We start from the raw sequence: 17754 nt of genomic DNA, 5'->3' as shown, positions 1-17754 counted from the left end.
GCTTTAGCCTCGCAGGGTATAGCCAATACCCCGCACCGTTTGCAGCAAGCGTGGCGGATTGTCGTGCAGCTTCTCGCGCAGATGGCGGACGTAAACCTCGACAATGTTGTCGTCTCCGACGTAGTCATAGCCCCAGACGCGCGAGAGAATGGTGTCGCGCGAGAGGACCTGACGCGGATGCATCAGGAACAGCTCTAGCAGGCTGAACTCGCGCGGCGTCAGCTCGACTGGCTCACCGCGCAGGGTGACGGTATGAGTGCCCCGGTCAAGCGTAATGTCCTGGAACGAGAGTATGTCGGCGACGTTGTTGCCGTGACGGCGCAGCACGGCCCGCGTGCGCGCCATCAGCTCGCGAAAGGCGAAGGGCTTGGTCAGGTAGTCGTCGGCGCCGCAGTCCAGCCCGGCCACGCGGTCGTCAACCTCGTCGCGGGCCGTGAGCATGATAATCGGGATATCGTGACTGCGCCGTAGCTGGCGCGTGACCTCCAGGCCATCGCAGCCGGGCAGCATGATATCCAGAATGATGATATCCGGCTGATGCTGCGTGGCCATGCGCACCGCCTCCGGCCCACTGGTGGCCACCAGCACCTGAAAGCCTTCGTAGACAAACCCCATCTGGAGAAAGTCTATGATCTGCGGCTCATCATCGACAATCAGGACCGATGGTTGCTTGCTCTTGCTACCGTTATGCTCCTTATTGCTCGCCAGCATGCTGAAATCCTGTGCCCTATCTTATACAAGTGCCAAAGCAGACGCTCTCTTCTTCCTATACGCTCAGGGGGGCCTGAAGTGGCAAACCTGCCAGCCCCCAGGGATAGTGAACAATACCTGCATGGTATATAGCAAGCCCGGCTGAAAATTCGCTGAATCCCCCCTTTTCCCTTCCTTTCATCCCCCTGCAGCGGGTGCGCCGCCCATTTTTCTTACGGCCAGCCTCAGCGACGAGAGCGCTTGTAGAGCTGCCAGCGACGCCATTTCAGCGAATTTTCAGGCTCGCTGCGGCCTTTTTTCAGCCCCAGGTGGCAAGATGAATGGCAGTTTCAAAAGACAATGCTTGTGCTACTCAAAAGCTGTGCTCACTATGGTGTCAATCCAGCTGCCCTATCTCAGGCAAAGCAAAGCAACGTGATTCGCTTGCAGGTTGTCTGTCTGATTGCAGCAACGCAGAGATAATCTCTCTCAGGAACGGATACGTCTATGACTACTATCAGCCTACCACCAACGAGAAATATCGGGCCAACGCCCCTCTCGCGGACTGTACTCACGCCTGGTCGTCTCCTGGCCAGCCTGCAGCACGGCGCCCGTCAGACGCCGAACAAGGTCCTACTCATCGAGGCCGAGAGCGGCAAAGAGCTGAGCTACAGCCAGGCGCTGGCGGGACTGGCCCTTCTGCGTCAGCTCTTCGGTCCGCCACCCCAGCGCATCATGCTCGCCCTGCCGGGCAGTCTGCTCAGCGGTTTGATCTGGCTGACAGCCCTCAGCAGCGGCTATGACCTGATCCCCGTTCCACCGGCGGCCAGCGCTGACGAGGCCCGGCGCCTGCTGGCGCGTCAGCATCCGAGCCTGCTCTGTGCCGCCGATGAAGGAGAGAGCGCCTGGAGCGCCCGGCTCCTGCCCTCCAGCGCACGTCTCTTCACGGCCTCCCAACTCACCGCCCTCGTCAGCCATGCTCCAGAGCCAGCTCGGCCTCTGCCGGTACGCGAGGGACGCGTCTACCTGAGTACCTCCGGCAGCACAGGAGAGCCGAAGTGGCTGGCCCTCAGCGAGCGCCAGATCACCTGGACCGCCGAGCAGGTGCGCCGCAGTCACGCCCTGACCAGCGCCGATCGCGGCCTGACCACCCTGCCATTCTTCCATATCAACGCGCCCGTCGTCAGCCTCTGTGCCTCGCTGCTGGCCGGCGCCTCGCTCATCGTGGCCCCGCGCTTCAGCCGGCGACGCTTCTGGTCCTGGGTCGAGCGCTACGAAGCCACCTGGATCAGCGTCGTGCCCACCATTGTGGCCTTGCTGCTCGAAAGCGAGGAGTGCCCGGCCTTTCTGCCAGGCCGGCTGCGCTTCGCGCGCAGCGCCTCGGCCCCGCTGCCGCCGGCCAACCTGCGTGCCTTCGAAGAGCGCTTTGGCATTCCTCTGATCGAGACCTACGGACTGTCGGAGGCCGGCAGCCAGGTCGCGGCGAATCCCTTGCCGCCCGCGCTGCATAAGGCCGGCTCGGTGGGCCGTCCGACCGGTGTGGCCATGCGCATCTGCCTGCCGCGCGGCGACGCTCGCAGCCAGAGTCAGGAAGACGAAGAGCTGTACGATCTACCGCCTGGCGAGGTGGGCGAGATCTGCATCTCCGGCCCCAACGTCATCCGCGCCTACGAGGATGGCGCCGGTGCTTCCTCTTTCCAGAACGGCTGGTTCCGCACCGGTGATCTGGGCTACTTCGACGAGGACGGCTATCTCTTCATCAAGGGGCGGCTGCGCGAGGTCATCAACCGCGGCGGCGAGAACATCGCCCCACGCGAGATCGAGGAGACCCTGCAGGAACACCCGGCGGTGCGCGAGGTCGCCGTCGTTGGACGACCCGACCCGCTCTACGGAGAGGTCGTCGTGGCATACCTGAGCCTGCAAGAAGGCCGCCAGCTCAGCGTCGAGGAGCTGCGCAGCTATGCCCGCCAGCGCCTCAGTCCACCGCGCGTCCCCGTCGACTACCTGATCCTGCCCGAGTTGCCGCGCAATGCCACTGGCAAGATCGACCGCCGCCTGCTGCGCACCCGTGAGCAAGCGCGGCGCGAGCTACAGCAGATCGCCAGGGAGGAGGTCAGGAGTTAGCTTTGAGTCAGACCAGTATCAGCCTCAGCAGTAGCAGCAGTAGCGCTCGTCGCCCCAGCGACGGTCATAGCTCCAGCTCGCCAGCCGGTAGCGGCAAGCGACCGCATGTCTATGAGCTTGATCCCTTGCGCGCCTGCACCGCCCTCAGTGTCATCGCGGTGCATGTCCTGGCAGCCACTGCCTTCCTTAATGGGAGCGGCGTGGGCTACGCCATCCAGAACGCCCTGCTGGTCTCATTCCACTTCACGCGCGAGATCTTCATGTTCGTCACGGCCTTCGCCCTCGTCTACGTCTACAACGGGCGCCGTTTTCCAGTTGGGCAGTTCTGGAAGAAGCGCAGCCTGGGGGTCATCTTTCCTTATGTCTTCTGGAGTCTGGTCTACGTCGTCGTTAACACGCACCCCAGCTCCTGGAGTACCTTTCTCAAGACGGCCCTCTTCGATGTGGCGACGGGCAACGCCTCCTATCAGCTCTACTATATTCTGCTCACCATCCAGTTCTACGTGATCTTCCCGCTCTTCATGGGCCTGCTCAAACGCTGGGATCGCCATCCCTGGCTCCTGCTCCTCGGCAGCTTCGTGCTGCAGGTCCTGCTCTTCTACGTCGACTACCATACCGTGCAGCGCAGCGGCAACGCTTTCTGGCACACGGTGGCCGTCTATCAAGATCGCTTCGTTCTGATGTATCAGTTCTACTTTGTGCTGGGTGGACTGGCGGCCCTCCATTTCGAGCAGGTACGTCGTTTTGTCTTGCGGCACGCGCGCCTGATCATGGGCCTCTTCGCCCTGACTTTGCTGGCCCTCTGGGTCCACTTTGCCCAGCAGATCAGCGTCTATCACGAGTCAATGGGCTACGCTACTTCTGTCTTGCAGCCAAGTATGGTATTCTATAGCGTAGCGGTTATCGGCCTGGCCCTTTGGCTTTGCGCCCGTTGGGCAAGAGGACTGGCAGGTCTGCCCAGTCAGGAGATCAACAAGCGCCTGAGCGTGCGCCTCTGGAGCCTCTGCTCGGACGCCTCCTTCGGTGTTTACCTGATCCATGTCTTGATTCTCAACCAACTGCTTGGCCGCTTGCTACCCCTGCTACCAGGCAGCTGGCCTGTTGCCCTGCGTGTGGTCCTGCTCTGGTGTGCCGTTGCCGCGCTCTCGCTGGCGGTCAGTAGTGCGCTTATGTACACACCCTGGCTCAGCCGTCTGGTAGGGCGTGCGGGGCCGCGGCCTCACGCCCGCGCCGCTGGCGGCCATCAGAGTCAGAGGGAGGAGAGCAAAGCCGAGGCCCTGCCCGACGCCGGCAGAAGGCAGCCGGCTCCAGCAGCAAAAGCAACCATCGCCCTCGTGCCGGCAGTCTCGCAGACCGGCCCCACAGATACCGCTGGCGTTTCCGCGCCTCAAGATCTCCGGTCTGGAGCACTGGCCCGCTATGAGCAAGCGCACAAAAACCATAGTCTTGATAGTGCTGGCCCTGGCCTGTCTGATGAGCGCCACGCTCTATAGCCTGCGCGGCCCCCTCGGCCTGCGCCGCAGCGTTGCCTCACCGCTGGCAATCCAGTCTCATCGCGATGAGCAGCAGGAGCCGCTGACGAGTCGGCGCCTGACGCCGGCTCCTACAGCGAGCGCCTCTCTGCTCTCCCCAGCCCTGCCTGGCCTCAACTACCTGGGCTTCACTGCGCACATCTTCTCGCAAGGGGGCAACAGCCTGGTCTACTACCTGTATGTGCCCCAGCCGCTCAATCCCCAGCAACGGTACCCGCTGGTCCTACTCCTCCACGGCGGAGGCGAGCGCAGTCTACCCTACTATACCGCTGCTCAGAATGAGCAACTTCTGCTCAATCAGTCCTACGTGCGTGTCTGGAGCAGCGACTACCAGGGGCCGGCCAACCCACACATCCAGCAGCGCTGGCCCTGCTTCGTCCTGGTTCCACAAATGAAACAGGGGCAGCAATGGGTCAACGTCCCCATCAACGGCGGCTCCTATCATCAGCCAGCTCAGCCAAGTATCCCGCTCCAGCTCACCAAAGCCCTGCTCGATCGAGTACTCCAGGCGTACGCTAACAACATCGATCGCACGCGCCTCTATGTCACGGGCCTCTCGAACGGCGGCTACGGCACCTGGGACGCCATTGAGCGCTGGCCTGACCTCTTTGCCGCTGCCGCCCCCATCGCCGGCGCCGGCGATCCCTCGCTGGCCGCGCGCATCAAGGACCTGCCGATCTGGGCCTTCCACGGCTCCGCCGATCCAGTGGTGCCCGTCAGCGGCTCGCGCGACATGATCGCGGCCCTGCGCGCCGTTGGCGGCCATCCTCGCTATACCGAGTTCGCCGGGGCCGGACACGGCGTCTGGGGCTACGTCTACTCGCTGGAAAATAGCCCCCTGCGTGTCAGCGACTTCTTTCCCTGGCTCTTCTCGCAGCACCGCTGAGCGGAGGAGGCAGGTAGGCAGGCAGCCGCTTCTCAGGTATCTATGGGTAAGGGGCGAGACGAGTATCTATGGGTAAGGGGCGAGACGAGACGCCGCCGCTCTGCCCGGCCCGGTTCCCGCTGGACAGAGCGGCGCTTGCCTCCCCTTCAAGGAGAGGCATATAATGTCTACAGATGACAGGGAGACCGGCAAATAGCAGAAGCTGAGGAAGAGCGAGGAAGGGAGGGCAAGGGTGGGTCCACATGGGCGCAGGCGGAGTTGAGCGAGCGTCTCCTGTCTTGCTTCTCGCGTGTTCACTCGCTGCTCTGCGCAAGGGCGCGCAGGCAGTGTGTTACATTGCAGTAAGGAGAGAACAATGACGACCCAGCCACAGCGACCGCAACCACGCATCGTCAAATTCTATGAAACCACCCTGCGCGATGGCGAACAGACCCCCGGCGTCAATTACTTCCCCGAAGAGAAGCTAGAGATCGCCCGGGCTTTGGCCGACATGGGCTTCGATACCCTGGATGTCGGCTTTCCGGTCTCCTCACCGAGCGAATTCGAGGCCGTGCGCCTGATCGCCTCGCAGGTCGAGAACGCTGAGATCTGCGCCATTGCCCGCGCCGTCAGGGGCGACATTGAGGCCGCCTGGGAGGCCGTCAAAGTGGCCGCCCATCCGGTGATCGAGCCATTCATCAGCGTCTCCCCCATCCATCGCCAGGTCAAGCTGGGCAAGAGCCGCCAGGAAGTGCTGGAGATGGCCCGCACCGCCGTGGCCTACGCCCGCACCCTGACCGACACCGTCGATTTCGCCCTCGAAGATACGACGCGCACCGAGCACGATTTCATTCTGGAAGTCTGCGAAGCCATCCTCAAGGAGGGCGTGCGCTTCGTCACCATCTGCGACACCGTGGGCTACGCCCTGCCCTGGGAGTTCGGCCAGCTGATCGCTGACCTCAAGCGCGAGTTTCCGACGATCCGCATCTCGGCTCACTGCCACAACGATCTCGGTCTGGCCGTGGCCAACGCCCTGGAGGGCCTGCGCAACGGCGCGGAGCGCGTCGATACCTCTTTCAACGGCCTGGGAGAGCGCGCCGGCAATGCCGCTACCGAGGAGGTGGTGATGGCCATCCGCACACGCTCGGCAGACCTGGGCCTGGATGTGCGCGTCGATACCACTAAGATTATTCCTACCAGCCGCCTGATCGCCAAATACTCGGGCATGCAGCCCCAGTGGACCAAGGCCATCGTGGGTCAGAACGCCTTCAGCCACGGCGGCGGCATCCATCAGGATGGGGTGCTCAAGGATGCCCGCACCTACGAGATCATGACCCCTGAGTCAATCGGCCTGAGCCCCACCGAGCGCCGCATTCGCATGGGGAAGCTCTCGGGCCGCGCCGCCCTCGCCGCCCAGATGCGCGAGCTGGGCTATACCCTCGAACAGGAGCAGCTCAATCGCGCCTTCGAGATGGCCAAGCTGCTGCTCGGGAAGAAGCGCGAACTGGAGGAGCTGGACCTGCGCTACATCGCCGAAACAGCAATGAAGTAGTGCTCGCTACGGCGCCGCCTGTCCTGGCGGCGCTTTTCTCCTCTTGCATATTGTTGATTTTCTGGATAAACTAAATCATGTAATGGGTTGTAGGAACGAACGCCGACGGGCCTGAGCTTGATCAGCCAGCCAGGGCGCCCGGCCCGCCGGCCTGGAAGAGGTCAAGCCGGAGGAGAGAATCATGAGTGCTGGAGAACATCACGAGCATGCCCACCATCCAGCAGAGCATGAGCATCATGAGCACCATGAGCACAACGGTGCTGCCTGTGGGCCGGGTTATGCCTCGCCTGAAGAGGCTACCCGAGGGCCGCGCGAGAAGGTGCTCTATACCATTGCCCTGCACGTTGGCACCGGCGTTGAAGCTCCCGACTACCTGGCCACCGTTGACGTTGATCCCGACTCGCCCACCTATTCGCAGGTGATTCATCGCACCGTCATGCCCTACGTCGGCGATGAGCTGCATCACTTCGGCTGGAACGCCTGTAGCTCCTGCCACGGCGACGCCCACAAGTCGCGGCGCTTCCTGGTCATCCCGGGCAATCGCTCCAGCCGTATCTACATCGTCGACGCTCAGGACGAGCGGGCCCCCAGGTTGCACAAAGTCATTGAGCCGGAGGAGATCAAGGCCAAGACCAACCTGAGCGCCCCTCATACCGTGCACTGTTTGCCCGACGGACACGTTATGATTTCGATGCTGGGCGACGGCGAGGGTAACGGCCCTGGCGGCTTTCTGCTCCTCGACGAGGAGTTTCGCATCGCCGGGCGCTGGGAGCAGAAGGCCGACGGTATGCGCTACAACTACGACTTCTGGTATCAGCCGCGGCACAACGTCATGGTCAGCAGCGAGTGGGGGGCGCCGAAGACCTACTTCGACGGTTTCAATCTAGAGGATGTCCAGGCCGGCAAATACGGGCGCCAGATCCATTTCTGGGACTGGCAGCGTCATGAGATCGTTCAGAGCGTCGACCTGGGCGACAAAGGGCTGATCCCGCTGGAGGTGCGCTTCCACCACAATCCCGACAGCACGCATGGCTTTGTCGGCGCCGCCCTCAGCAGCGTCATCTGGCACTGGGAGCGCGCCAATGGGAGCTGGCAAGTGCAGCCGGTGATCGAGGTTCCCTCGGTCGAACTGGAGGGCTGGCCCTTCCCGGTCCCCTCGCTCATCACCGACCTGCTGGTCTCAATGGACGACCGCTACCTGTATTTCTCGAACTGGCTGCACGGCGATATCCGCCAGTACGACATCAGCGATCCGGCCCATCCACGCCTGACTGGCCAGGTCTGGTGCGGCGGCCTGCTCGGCAAGGCCCAGCCGGTCAAAGGCCACGAGCTGGTCGGCGGACCGCAGATGCTGCAGCTGAGCCTGGACGGACGGCGGCTCTACGTGACAAACTCGCTCTACAGCAGTTGGGACAATCAATTCTATCCCGAGTTGGCCAGGCGTGGCTCCTACCTGCTGCAGATCGACTGCGATCCCGAGCACGGCGGCATGCAGATCAACGAGAACTTCTACGTCGACTTCGGTCAGGAGCCAGCGGGGCCAGCGCGCGCCCATGAGATGCGCTATCCCGGCGGCGACTGCACCTCAGACATCTGGATCTAGCTCGCCCAAGGCGGTCACTGTCCTTGCAGCACTCCCTTCCTCTGTCACGAGGCGGACCCGGGTGGGACAAGGAAAGGAACTCCACTCCACGCAGGTCCGCCTCGCTAGACTTTGTCACGCCTCTCTCAGGGCGCTAGTGCAGCTCACGCCAGAGCGAGGCGGCCAGAATCACGGGTAGGGCCACTACCAGGAGCACCGCATGGAGTGGGGCCAGGCCCACCGGCAGCAGCAAAAGCAGGACGAAGAGCAGAACCACCCCACTGAGAATGAGCGGATCGCCCACGAGAAACTGGTACAAGGCCCGCAGCGGCCTGAGCAGTCGCGGCAGCATCAGCGGCCTCCTCTCTCAGGCAGACTGGCGGAGCTGAAGCCCGGAGCGACACGCCGACGGGCCTGGTCCTTGAGCCAGAGCACCAGCAGGGCGGAGCAAAGCAAATAGAAGGCGGCCAGCACCAGCAGAAAAGCATCCTCTAGCGGCCAGTTGATACCCAAACCCTCGCCGCTCCAGAAGGTGCCGAAGGTCGTCAGCATGATGCCGACCAGAAACTTGAGCGTATTCTCCGGGACACGCTTGAGCGGGGCCTGCAGCAGCAGGCCAACGAGCACCACCAACAGCCCGGCAGCGCTGGCGCCGAGGGCCGCCGTGCCAAGGGCGCAGCTGGCGCTGCAGCTGGGAGTGATGGCGCTACTGCCAAAGGAGATCACGATAAAAGCCACCTCCAGCCCCTCTAGCAAGACGGTCTTGTAGGAGAGAGCCACGCCAAACGGCTCCAGACGCGGGCGTGGCTGCTCGCCGCGCGCCCGCAGGGTCGCCATCTGTTCCTCAAAGATAGCCTCCTCGTCGTGCAGCGGCTTGAGGCCACTATAGCGTAGAATAGCCTTCTTGAGCCATTTGAGGCCAAAGAGAATAAGCAGGATGCCGATCACGAGACGCAGCAGGGCCAGCGGAATCCAGTAGACGAGAGCCAAACCCAGGGCCCCCACCAGCAAGGCCAGCGTGGCAGCGGCGGCGACAGTTCCGACCAGCGAGCTGCGCCAGTTGATAGTCAATCCCACAACGAGCACAATGGTGAAGGCTTCGACAAATTCGACCGCCGAGGCCAGGAAGGCAGCAGTCAGAATCGCCCAGGCCATAGAGAGCTGTTCCCCTTTCTGTCTAAACAAGGATGAGAGCCACCCCTAACGCGCTCTGGCAAGGCAGAGCCGCCTCACAGGCAGCCACCGATCACACGGGATAGCCCCGCGCTGAGCGAAGCGACAGGGGCGCACATGAGAAGAGGAGACGAAGAGACGGACGCGCCGCTGAGCAAGTTTTTCTCCCTGATTATAGGCATAATACGACTGCTCTGGCAAGCAAAGGGATGAGCAATTGTAGTAGACGCAACCTATAACGTTATGTTATCATTGAGAAGCCTGTATCCATTCATCTGATGGATTGATTGATCTCTTGTGAGAAGCTGGAAAGGAGCTTACATCGATGAGTTGGGACCCCAACCAGGGAGGGCAAGTGCCACAGCAGCCTACACCGCCACCTAACCCCTATGAGACACCTGCCTCACCCACACCACCACCCGCTAATCCCTATGGGCCGCCAGTCAATCCCTATGGGCAGCCGCCGGTGAACCCCTATATGCCACCGACCTACTATGGCGGGCAGCCCGGCCCCTATCCACCGGTCATGGCCACGCCGCTACCGTTGGAGCAGGCCCTGCGCGAGCTACCACGTCAGTACATGCGCGTGATCTCGCATCCGTCGGCAGAGACCTTTGCCCAAGAGCTGGGGAAGGCTTCCTGGGATATCATTTGGGTACAGCTGCTGGGACTCTCAGTACTGTATGCCATCATTACCTTCTTTACCAGGCTGGCCTCCAGTGCCTTGCTGGCGAGCATCTTACCCAGCGCCTACAGAGCACTGGCGAGTTCGGCCAGCGTCGCTGGCTCTCTTCTCTCTTCGCTCATTTCCCTTATCTTGCTGGTCGGCAGCTTCTTTATTCTTCAAGGGCTGATCTATTTGCTGGCCAGGGCCTTCAAGGGACAGGGCAGTTTTCTGCAGCAATGCTACAGCAGCATGCTCATCTACGGGCCACTGCTAACTCTCTTCATCATCTGCAGCATCATCGGGATCATCCCCTTCGTGAGCATTCTCGGCTTGATTGTGGAGATCATCGCCCTCATCTATGCCCTTGTTCTGCTCGTCTTTGCCACGATGGGCAGCCAGCGCCTGCAGGGCGGTCCGGCAAGCGCCGCGGTGCTGATCCCCACTGGCGGTCTCTTGCTGCTGGCCTGCTGCGGCGCCACCATCCTGGCAGCCATGATTGCCGCCTCACTTAACTCCACCTACTAACTAAGTGGCAGGCGGGTAGGAAGGCCAGCCGAAGAGGAGGAGAGAGTGACGAGCGTGACCAGATCGTTTCTCTAGAATCGCTCAAGATCGGTAGACCAGGTCCCCGATCGGGCCAGCAGCGGTCGACAGGCAGCCCGGCTCATGCTATTATGCCAGGATGGGCTGTTCTGCTGTGGGCAGAGCCAGCATATCGGCAAGTGAGTAAGTCAGAGATGGGTTCCCTCGCGGGTGGACCGTCTCCTGGCTGGCCAACCTGTTACTTACGCGCGCTCTGCCCGCTCCCTGGATGAGATGCAGTCCCGCTAAGCGAACGCTTGACGAGCAGGAGAGACAAAGGCAGTGGATACACTGATCGGCTCAGTGATCGGGGGATACACCATCAAGCAGTTTATCGGCAGCGGCGGTATGGGCACCGTTTACCTGGCCGAGGACCCCATGATTGGTCAGCAGGTCGCCATTAAGGTGGTACGCGCCGAGGCCGGCGACTTCCCCGAGGCCGAGAAAGCACTGGAGCGCTTTAAACAGGAAGCGCGCGCCGTAGCAAGCCTGGATCATTTGCATATTCTGCCGCTCTATCGCTATGGAGAGGAAGAGACCGAGCTGGGTCGGCGCGCCTATATGGTCATGCAGTATCGCCCGGAAGGCTCGCTCTGGGACTGGCTGCGCCGCCGCGCGGGTATGGCCTCCCAGCAGTCGCTCAGCCAGGTTCCTCCTTTGCCCCCAGGTCTGCCCTCGGCCTGGCCTCTCACTCTGAGCGAGGCCGAAGACTACCTTCAGCAAGCAGCTTCCGCCCTGCAGTACGCTCACGATCGCGGCATTGTCCACCGCGATATCAAACCAGCCAATTTCTTGTTGCGCATCGAGGCCGGGCCGCGCGTGCATCTGCTGCTCTCAGATTTCGGTCTGGCCAAGTTTTTTTCTTTTAGCTCAGCTACCAGCCACATTTTTGGGACGCCTCTCTATATGGCGCCTGAGCAGTTCGGCGGCGAGGCGCGCCCCGAAAGCGATCAGTACGCCCTGGCGGTCATGCTCTATTTGCTGCTGACCGGGCGCACGCCCTTCGAAGGCGATCCCGCGCAGTTGATGCATCAGCATCTACATCGGGAGCCGCCTCCGCTGCGCTCCTTCAACCCGGCGCTGCCGGCAGAGTTGGAGCCGGTCTTTGCCCGCGCTCTGGCTAAAAGTCCACAGGAGCGCTATCCTTCGGTTGGAGCTTTTGCTGCGGCCTTCGCCCATGCTGCTCATAGTCGCCCGTCGCCATTGCAGCCACTCTTTGGGCTGCCAACGAAGGGGGAGCCAGCAGGCGACACCGAGACAGCGAGCACCATGCTGCTGCGGGAGCCGCCAGATTCCGCCTTGCCCGCCACCAGGCCCGCAGCGGAGAAGATTGAGCAGTTGAAGTTGCCGCGCGGCGGCCAGCCGCTGACTCTCGGTGGCTCTCCAGGAGCAGCACCCCCATCTCTGAGCCTGCAGCAACGTCAGGAAGCGGCCTCTGCCCCGACCGTTTTCGCTCCTTCAGCTTTGCCAGCCACTTCTCCAGACTTTGGGCAGCTCAGTCCGCCCCTGCTGGCACAGCCCCAGCCGTTGCCAGGGACAGCTCCAGGCCAGAGGGTCCAGCCCCCCCTGCGCCCCCCACAGCCACCGGCCCGGCCAGAGCCAGGCCGTGGAGGGAAGATGAGCCGGCGAAGCGCCCTGGCCTTGATGGCAGCAGGAGTGGTCGGCGTGGGTGCTGTGGGCACCGGCCTCTACTTCTTCCTAAACAGGCGCCCGGCCCAGGCTCTGGCCGTGCTGCAAGGGCATCAAGATAGCGTCACCAGCCTGGCCTGGTCTCCCGATGGGACGCACCTGGTCTCAGGCTCACGCGATCAGACAGCGCGCCTCTGGCTGGCGAGCGAGGCCCGTGCCCTGCTGACCTACAGCCAGCAAGCCACCCCTATTCTGGCAGTGGCCTGGAGCACCGACGGAACCCTCCTGGCTTCAGGGGGAGAGAATCACTCAGTGCAGGTCTGGACAACCAGCGGGGCCTTGCAGCAGACCTTCAATGATCTGGGGGCACCTGTTAGCGCCCTGACCTGGACCGAGAGACGAGATGTGTTGCTGGCTGGCACGCTCGGCAATGGCGGCCATGAGCTGCTTTTGAGCGGCATGACAACGCGCAGCCTGCTGAAGGCCCGCATTCGGGCTTTGGCCCTGGCTCCCGGCGGCGAAACGCTGGCTGTGGCGCTCGATAGCGGCCTGGTGACGACGCTGAGCCTGAGCAGCCGACGCCTGTTGCAAAGTTACTACCGTCACCGCGGCGCCGCCTTGAGCGTGGCCTGGTCCCCTGACGGGACGCAGCTGGCCTCGGGCGGAGCAGATCACCAGGTGGTGATCTGGGACAGCGCCTCGGGCGTCGTTCAAGAGCGTCTGAGCCATCCAGCGGCGGTCAATGGGCTGGCCTGGGACCCGACAACGCCAGGCCGCCTGGCGACAGCGTGCAGCGACGAACGCGTGCGGGTTTGGACATTAGGTAGTAACGGCTCTGCAGCCCGGGCAACGGCCTATAGCGGCCATCACGGCAGCGTTACCGCGGTGGCCTGGAGCCAGCAGGGGCTGGCCTCCGCTTCAACAGATCACACCATCATTCTCTGGCGCCTCACTGGCTCTTCCTAGCTGCCAGCTGCTCAGGCCAGTCCATCAGCTGGGGAAGCGAGGTAAGCGCAGAATCGCTCTGGTCAGGCTCTGGGGCCTGGTTGGCTTGGCCGCCTTCACCGTCCTTCCCCAGGCCCCACCCGGCCATGAGTGAGAGACAGATCCAGTCCTGCTATCCAGGAGCGGAGCCTTTGAGCCTGGCATCGTTGGATAATCCAGATCTCTAGATGAAGCAAAACACTGCGTAGCTATATATATAGCAATGGCTCATAGATGGCATAATTCATGTAGGTCAGACGGCTATAACGATAGCCGCGTGCTATGCGCTGCTGAAGTCTTAGATCTTGAGGAGAACCGACAGGGAAGACATAGCATGGAAGAGCAGGGGCCGCCTGGACCAGGGAGCTATAGGGCGGATAACGATTCAGACCAGGCTGCAACCCGGCATCGAGCACACTGCATATAATGCGTTCCGTGCTCTGAAAGGCTATCCGGTCACAGGTCCAATAGTCGGTATAGATACGTGTAGCGCCCCTTTTCAGAAGAAAGTTGATTAAAGCCTGCTGCTCCTTATTCAACACCTGAACCCCAGGGGCCTGGGCCAGGAGCTGACCACTCCCCAGCCACCAGGTAGCGATCGCCATCACCACTGCTACCATTGATCCCAATCGAGCCACCGGCAAAGGAAGTCCGCAGCGCAGGCGTTGCGAGGACGAGCAGGCAAGACACCAGAGGGGGAAGAGCACCGCCGGGATGCTGATGATCAGTCCTACCAGGTAGCGAGAGGAAGGCCAGGGGGTAAGCGCCGCTGGAGGGAACAGGCAATAGAGAAAAAGGGTGCCACCAGCTCCCCCGAGCACCATCAACCTGGCTCCCTGTCTGGCATGCTCAAGCGCACAGGACCTCTCGTCGGACTCAGGGTTGGGATCTCGTCGTCGCCAGGGCCACCAGGCTTTCAAGGCCAGCCCCGCTGCCAGAAACCAGAGAACAAGGTAGCCAAGAGACCAGGCACCATGCAGCACCGTGCATAACTGCGTCTGAGGGTCTCCCCGAGGTGGCCAGGCCTGGCCAGACCCCAGGGTACAGATGGCGTTGCCTCCCGTCGCTAAGGGCAGGCTGACGAGCAACGCTCCAGCAATCTGCAGCATTGGCGAAGCCTGGATCGCCATCCCGGTCCCTGTCGCTCCCGCTCCACTGCTCGCCGTAACGGGAGGATAGGCAGGCTCATGATAGCCCGGACCGAGCAGAGCTAACCTGGTCGGCGAAGGCGGAACCGTCACTTTGTAGATGATTTCCGGCGCCAGGCCCACCAGCAGGCCCGCCAGAAGGATCAAGAGCAGGGCTAGCTTGAGCTGGCGGCGATAGCTCTCTAGCAGCAATAAGAAAGCCATGCCAACGAAAGGGAGCACGAGCGGATCACTCCAGATGCTGACGCCAGCCAACAGGCCCCAACCTCCCAAAGCCAGCCCATCCCACAGCCCAGCCTGCTCCTGCACCGCGAGCCGCTGCTGCCTGCTCAAGACGATCTTGCAAGTGACCAGGAGCAGACAGGAGCAGAAGAAGAGGACATCCGGTGATCCTCCAGCAGCCTCAAGCTCCCGAAAGACTACCTCGCCAGGACCTGCCCCCACGATGAGCAAAGTGCAGAGCGCCAGCGGTTTATTATAGACCAGACTAGTCAATAAATAGATCTGTATCAGAAAAAAGCAAAAGAGAAGCAATACACTCAGGCGCAGGGTGACAACTGAGGGACCCCAGATGAGGAAAAAGAAGGCCGCCAGATAGGCATCGATGGGAGCTAAGTAGTCCTGACCGTAGAAGACAAGCGGGTGAGCACCCTGATAGGCAATGTGCAGAGCCATCAGCCCCATTGTTCCCTCGTCGCTATCAAGAGATGGCCAGCCCAGGAGGATCAGCGAAAAACGCAGCAGAGAAGAAAGTAGAATAATAATCAACGCAAATACATCATATTTATCAAAAATTCTCCATACCTTCAATGCTGTGCCTCCGATGTTACTACAGCCCTTACTGGAGGGGGAAGAGGAGTAGCCAGAGCAATCTAAATAGATAAACGCCAATCCACACCTCAAAATCTCTGAGTTCACTCCTTATCTGCAAGGAACGCAACTACTGAAGGACCCTCTTATACTTTCCAATATTTATATATGAGTATGTATTAGAGACATGCATAGAACCAGTCATTTTTCAGCTCCACCAGTCTGAGCGGTTCCAGTGATGTTATTTGAGCAGAGGCGCCGCGATCATCATGCAGGGCGAATACTCCCTGCTCGGCTTGCTCCAATCTCTAACCACCCGAAAGCTGGTCAGCCTGAGCGACCAGAATCATCCACTCGTGTCCCGGTCCTCTTGTGGTACTTCCTAGCCTCTGGATTGAAGCGACTTCATACAGGGGATATACTGATCGTGTTGAGGAAGATTCCTGACACCTCCCTGCCAGCCCCCGGTGCCTCTATCACGCCGTGTGGGCTGAGCAGGGCCAGACTTTCTTGCGAGGAAGGTTTCGAGACCGCGATGGAAATCACGGGCAGTCAGCAGATCAAGGCCCCGCGCCAGCGCGTCTTTGACGCCCTGTTTGATCCACAGGTGCTCAAAGAGAGCATTCCCGGCTGCGAGAGCGCCGAGTACGTTGAGAACCCGGATGGGCGCACGGGACGTGAGCTGAAGCTGGTTATTTCTCCCAACGTCCCCGGTCTGAAGGGGCCTTATACCGTTTACGTGCGCACCGGCGAGGTTGTGGCCCCCGAGCGCGTTGTACTGCTGAGCGAGCCATATAACGCCCTGGGCCGCATCAAGGCCAGCTGCACTATCACGCTCGCCGAGGATGGCGCCGCCACCACCAACCTGAGCTACGCCGCCGAGGCCACTCTCGAAGGCAAGATCGCCGCCACTCCCGAGATCGTGATGAAAAATACCCTCAAGCTGGCCCTCGACCAGTTCTTCAAGAACTTCGAGAAGCAGGTCGGCGCCATCACGGCCTGACTGAGTGCGCACGCGTGCGAAAAACAACTCCTATCCACTTGCTCCCTGCGCAGCGCCTGTCAGTCTTCTTGAGGCGCTACGCAGGGGGCACATCTCTGCATCACCTGCAATCATCTCAAGCCACGCTCAGGCCACCACCCTGACCCGCGGTATCCCCAGCCCGATAAAGTGCGCCAGCAGCAGCCGAGCAAGCCGCCGTCGCACCAGCCAGCGGAACCAGGCCGGCACGCGAAAGCGCTCCCCCTCCTTCGCCAGACTAGAGGCAATGATCCGCCTCTGGATCTGCTCCTGGACACGCTGCATCAGCCGCGTCGGCCAGAGGCGCGCCCGCTGCACGCGCGCCAAATCCTTCGTGCTCACACTCCCCTGCTTCAGAGCACTGCTGAGGATATTGGCCGCTACTACGGCATCCTGAATGGCATAGTTAATGCCTACTCCAGCCACCGGCGACATGACATGCGCCGCATCGCCAATGAGCAGCAGCCCCGGGCGGTACCAGCGCCTGAGATAGCTGGACTCAACCGTGAGGACCGCGATCTGCCTCCATTCCTGGAGGGTTTCCAGGCGGGCCGCCAGTTCTGGAGGAAGAAAGCTCGCCAGCTCCTGACGGAGAGCGGCCAGTCCCGCCTGATGGATACGCTGATAGCCTCCTTTGGGAATAAGATAGCCAAGCTGATAATAGCTACCGCGTTCAAGCACGACGACAGCCCTCCCACGCAGGAAGCGACCGCCCGAGCTGAGCTGATCCTCCGGCTGGCGTGGCAACCGGAACCAGAGGACGTCCATCGGTGGCGAGGTCTTCACCGGTAGCAAACCGGCAAGCTGGCGCACCCGTGAGAAGCGACCATCAGCGGCGACCGTCAGCAGCGCTCGCACTTCGCGCCAGCCCTCGCGCGTCCGATAGCGCACGCCCACGACACGCCCTTCTCGCTCTAGCAGCTCTTCGACACGCGCCCCCATCTCCAGCTGGAAGGCTGGCCAGCGCCGGGCCTCGCCTGCCAGAAATGTCAGAAAGTCGACCTGGGGCACCAGCATGATGTAGGGATAGCGCGTCGGGAGCAGGCGAAAATCGCTCAGCTCCAGCCACCCGTCCTCGGTCTGCAGGCCAAACTGCTGCACACGGCTATGGGACAACGCCAGCAGCCTCTCACTCAGGCCGAGCTGATCAATGATCTCCAGCACCGAGGGATGAAGCGTATCCCCCCGAAAATCGCGGTCGAAATCCCCATGCGCCTCCAGTACTCGCACAGAGATGCCCTGACGCGCCAGCAGCAAGCCAAGCATCAATCCGGCAGGGCCTCCCCCAACAATGCAGCAGGCCACTTCCTGCCCCGCCGGAGGCCCGGCCTTCTCCTTTCCTTCAGCAGCTGCCAGCCGCGGGACACCACTCGCTTCTAACATGGGCAAACCCTC

General features: G+C 61.7%; 13 protein-coding genes. 8 read left to right on the top strand and 5 right to left on the bottom strand.

Annotation, left to right across the window (positions count from 1 at the left end; genetic code table 11):
• Positions 1 to 3: 3 nt before the first annotated feature.
• On the bottom strand, positions 4 to 711 hold the full coding sequence (locus A4R35_RS18255) for a response regulator transcription factor (RefSeq protein ID WP_112431852.1): 708 nt from the start codon (positions 709 to 711) through the stop codon (positions 4 to 6).
• A gap of 486 nt (positions 712 to 1197) precedes the next feature.
• Between A4R35_RS18255 and A4R35_RS18250 the strand changes: the two genes are divergently transcribed.
• The 5 genes from A4R35_RS18250 (at position 1198) to A4R35_RS18230 (ending at position 8366) form a co-directional block, all read left to right on the top strand.
• Entirely contained in the window at positions 1198 to 2814 is a 1617-nt protein-coding gene (locus A4R35_RS18250) for an AMP-binding protein (RefSeq protein ID WP_112431850.1), read from the top strand.
• Positions 2815 to 2816: 2 nt separating this feature from the next.
• A complete protein-coding gene (locus tag A4R35_RS18245) occupies positions 2817 to 4307 on the top strand; it encodes an acyltransferase (protein ID WP_112431848.1) in 1491 nt (496 codons plus the stop codon).
• Entirely contained in the window at positions 4234 to 5232 is a 999-nt protein-coding gene (locus tag A4R35_RS18240) for a carboxylesterase family protein (protein ID WP_223258392.1), read from the top strand. The genes A4R35_RS18245 and A4R35_RS18240 overlap by 74 nt, the downstream gene beginning before the upstream one ends.
• A 355-nt stretch (positions 5233 to 5587) precedes the next feature.
• Positions 5588 to 6763 carry a 2-isopropylmalate synthase gene (locus A4R35_RS18235; protein WP_112431846.1) on the top strand — a complete coding sequence of 392 codons (1176 nt, stop codon included), beginning with the start codon at positions 5588 to 5590 and terminating at the stop codon, positions 6761 to 6763.
• A 181-nt stretch (positions 6764 to 6944) separates the two neighbouring features.
• Positions 6945 to 8366, top strand: coding sequence for a selenium-binding family protein (locus A4R35_RS18230; RefSeq protein WP_112431844.1), 1422 nt, complete (start codon positions 6945 to 6947; stop codon positions 8364 to 8366).
• Positions 8367 to 8499: 133 nt separating this feature from the next.
• Here A4R35_RS18230 and A4R35_RS18225 read toward each other — a convergent pair whose 3' ends face one another.
• Both A4R35_RS18225 and A4R35_RS18220 read right to left on the bottom strand, forming a co-directional pair.
• The gene (locus tag A4R35_RS18225) at positions 8500 to 8697 is read right to left on the bottom strand and encodes a hypothetical protein (protein ID WP_112431842.1); all 198 of its coding nucleotides are present in this window, start codon (positions 8695 to 8697) and stop codon (positions 8500 to 8502) included.
• Entirely contained in the window at positions 8697 to 9500 is an 804-nt protein-coding gene (locus A4R35_RS18220; RefSeq protein ID WP_112431840.1) for a COG4280 domain-containing protein, read from the bottom strand. Before A4R35_RS18220 ends, A4R35_RS18225 begins: the two co-directional genes overlap by 1 nt.
• A 343-nt stretch (positions 9501 to 9843) precedes the next feature.
• On the opposite strand from A4R35_RS18220, the gene A4R35_RS18215 reads away from it, so the two are divergent.
• Together A4R35_RS18215 and A4R35_RS18210 are read left to right on the top strand one after the other, a co-directional pair.
• On the top strand, positions 9844 to 10710 hold the full coding sequence (locus tag A4R35_RS18215) for a Yip1 family protein (RefSeq protein ID WP_112431837.1): 867 nt from the start codon (positions 9844 to 9846) through the stop codon (positions 10708 to 10710).
• Positions 10711 to 11049: 339 nt separating this feature from the next.
• Positions 11050 to 13362 carry a WD40 repeat domain-containing serine/threonine protein kinase gene (locus A4R35_RS18210; RefSeq protein ID WP_112431835.1) on the top strand — a complete coding sequence of 771 codons (2313 nt, stop codon included), beginning with the start codon at positions 11050 to 11052 and terminating at the stop codon, positions 13360 to 13362.
• Positions 13363 to 13589: 227 nt separating this feature from the next.
• Here the strand turns inward: A4R35_RS18210 and A4R35_RS18205 are convergent, their stop codons facing one another.
• Positions 13590 to 15296 (bottom strand): hypothetical protein, encoded by a 1707-nt coding sequence (locus tag A4R35_RS18205; protein WP_112431833.1) that lies wholly within the window; start codon positions 15294 to 15296, stop codon positions 13590 to 13592.
• A 577-nt stretch (positions 15297 to 15873) separates the two neighbouring features.
• Between A4R35_RS18205 and A4R35_RS24370 the strand changes: the two genes are divergently transcribed.
• The gene (locus tag A4R35_RS24370; RefSeq protein ID WP_151728762.1) at positions 15874 to 16341 is read left to right on the top strand and encodes a CoxG family protein; all 468 of its coding nucleotides are present in this window, start codon (positions 15874 to 15876) and stop codon (positions 16339 to 16341) included.
• Between the two features lie 126 nt (positions 16342 to 16467).
• Here A4R35_RS24370 and A4R35_RS18195 read toward each other — a convergent pair whose 3' ends face one another.
• On the bottom strand, positions 16468 to 17742 hold the full coding sequence (locus tag A4R35_RS18195) for an FAD-dependent oxidoreductase (protein WP_112431829.1): 1275 nt from the start codon (positions 17740 to 17742) through the stop codon (positions 16468 to 16470).
• Positions 17743 to 17754: the final 12 nt, after the last annotated feature.

It is taken from the genome of Thermogemmatispora tikiterensis (assembly GCF_003268475.1).
GTDB lineage: Bacteria > Chloroflexota > Ktedonobacteria > Ktedonobacterales > Ktedonobacteraceae > Thermogemmatispora > Thermogemmatispora tikiterensis.
Note: the sequence above shows the minus strand (reverse complement) of the source record. Positions and strands in the feature narration are given on the sequence as shown.